This window comes from Actinosynnema sp. (assembly GCF_052038725.1).
The window spans coordinates 1-2,305 of the sequence record NZ_JBQGCX010001278.1; the positions used below are offsets into that span (position 1 = coordinate 1).

Below are 2,305 nucleotides of genomic sequence, written 5' to 3' on the forward strand. Positions count from 1 at the left end.
GCACCGGCGGCTCGGGGCTCAGGTGGAGTGGCTCCCGGGGGGTGGGGGACACCCGGATGGGCGAGTGACGACCGGGCGTGAGGATGGGCCGGGGGAGCGGGTGACGACCGGGGGTGAGAGCGCGCCAGGGGAGCGGGGCGGGCCGGTGACGGTGGTCGTCAGCGGGGTCGACGCGGCCGCCGATCCGGGGGAGCTGCTCGAACACGTGGTGAAGCCGCTGGTCAGGAGCGGCACCAGGGTCGCGCTCGGGTTCCACCGGGGGGACGCGCCCGCGCTCGCCTCGGTGCGCGCCTGGCAGGCCGACGAGCACTCCGGGCGACTCGTCGCGCTCGGGTCGCGCATCCGGGACCTCGCCCACCTGGAGCGCGCGACCGGTGGTCCGGCCAAGGCGCACTGGCTGCGGGTCGACCTCATGGGGTTGCGGGCCTCCTTGGACGAGGCCGGGCTGGTGGCGCTGGAGCGGCGGGTGCAGCGGCACGGGGTCGAGGCCGAGGGGCGGCTCGCCCGCGCCGTGCGCGAGTTGGAGGGCCTGCGGCGGTTGCTCGACGCGTCGGCCGAGCTGGCCGCCGACCACGGGCACGAGGAGGACCTCGAACTCGGGGAACTGTACCGGCGGGCCCGCGGGCTGCTGTCCCGGCTCCCGGCTGACCCGCAGGCCTGTCACGCGGCCGTGTTCGCCCACCTGCACGCGGTCATGGGGAAGACGTGATCACCCCGCGTTCGGCGGATGCCGGTGGGGTGCTCACCCGATTACCGTTGGGGGACAACGGGTTCACCCGTCAGGAGGTCGCGCCGTGACCGCGTGCTCCCACCCCGGCTGCGTCGGGACGATCGAGGCCACCGGGTTCTGCGACACCTGCGGCAGGGAGGCCCGTGCCCCCGCTCGGGTTCACCTGGCCGAGGGCCGTCGGCCACGGGGCGCGTCGACGTCGGGGACCGGGCGCGAGCACCTGTCCCTGCCGGTCTTCTCGTTCCCCGAACCCCTCAGCCGCGTCCAGGAGAACCCGCGCACCCGCACCAGGGGGCGGCTCTGCGGCAACGGCGGGTGCGCGCAGGAGATCGGGGCCGGGTACGCCGGTCAGCCCGCGCTGCCCGAGGGCTACTGCCCGACCTGCGGGCACTTCTACTCGTTCCTGCCCGCGCTGCGCCGCGACGACGAGGTCGGCGGCCAGTACCGGGTCGTCGGGCCGCTCGCCCAGGGCGGCCTCGGGTGGGTCTACCTCGCGCGCGACCGGCGGTTGGACGACAACCTCGTGGTCCTCAAGGGGATGATCAGCGCGGACGACACGCCGCTCGCCGAGGCCGAGCGGCGGGCGCTCACCGCCGTCGACCACCCGAGCATCGTCCGGATCGTCAACTTCGTGACCCACCGCGATCGGCGCTCCGGCCAGGACCGGGTGTACCTCGTGATGGAGTTCGTGGACGGGCTCGTGCTCCAGGACGTCGCCACCGGGGTCGCGCTCGGTGAGCGGTTGCTGGCCGAGCACGTCGTCACCATCGGGCGAGAGGTGCTGTCCGCGCTCGGCTACCTGCACGGGCGGGGGCTGGTGTACTGCGACATGAAGCCCGACAACGTGATCCTGCGCCCCGGACGGGTGGGTGGCGGGGACAGCCGGGTGAAGGTCATCGACCTGGGCGCGGTGCGGCGGATCGGCGAGCGCGTGGCGATCATCGGCACCAGGGGGTTCCAGGTCGACGCGGCGGAGATCGCCGCGGACGGCGTCACGCCGCGCTCGGACCTGCACGCGCTCGGGCACACCCTGCGGCGGCTGGCCGCGGCGAGCGCCGACGCGGTCGGCGATCCGGGGGCGCTGCGGTCGGGGCTGGAGTCGTTCGGGCACGCGCTGGACCGCGCCACGCACCCCGACCCGGCGCGGCGGTTCGCGGCGGCGGTCGACATGGACCGGCAGCTGGACGGCGTGCTGCGGGAGATCGCGTCGTTGCGCGACGGGCGGCAGCGGCCGGTGGTGTCGGAGCTGTTCGAGCCCACGGCGGCGCTGGTGGACGCGGGGCTGGGCGCGGTGCCCCCGCTCTCGCACTGGACCGAGGGGGTCGGGGAGACCCCGCTGCCGAGCGGGCGGGACTGCGCGGGCGGGTTGCCGAGCCCGAGGTGGGACCTGGACGTCGACCGGCTGGGCGACCCGAACGCGCTGCTCCGCGCCCTCCCGGACACGGCCGAGGCGAACCTGCTGCGAGCCCACGCCCTGGTGGGGCTGGGACGCCCCGCGCGGGCGCGGGCGCTGCTGGGGGTGGACGCGCCGGTGGAGTCCGGACAGGAGCGGACCGGTCACGCCGGGTCGAGCGC

At 75.8% G+C, this 2,305-nt stretch carries 2 protein-coding genes; both read left to right on the top strand.

The features are described from left to right. Window positions 1-100: 100 nt before the first annotated feature. A complete protein-coding gene (locus ACTUAL_RS26990; protein WP_440902214.1) occupies window positions 101-709 on the top strand; it encodes a hypothetical protein in 609 nt (202 codons plus the stop codon). Window positions 710-794: 85 nt separating this feature from the next. Next, window positions 795-2,305, top strand: a 1,511-nt coding sequence (locus ACTUAL_RS26995) for a protein kinase domain-containing protein (protein ID WP_440902215.1), incomplete at its 3' end; no start/stop codon positions are given.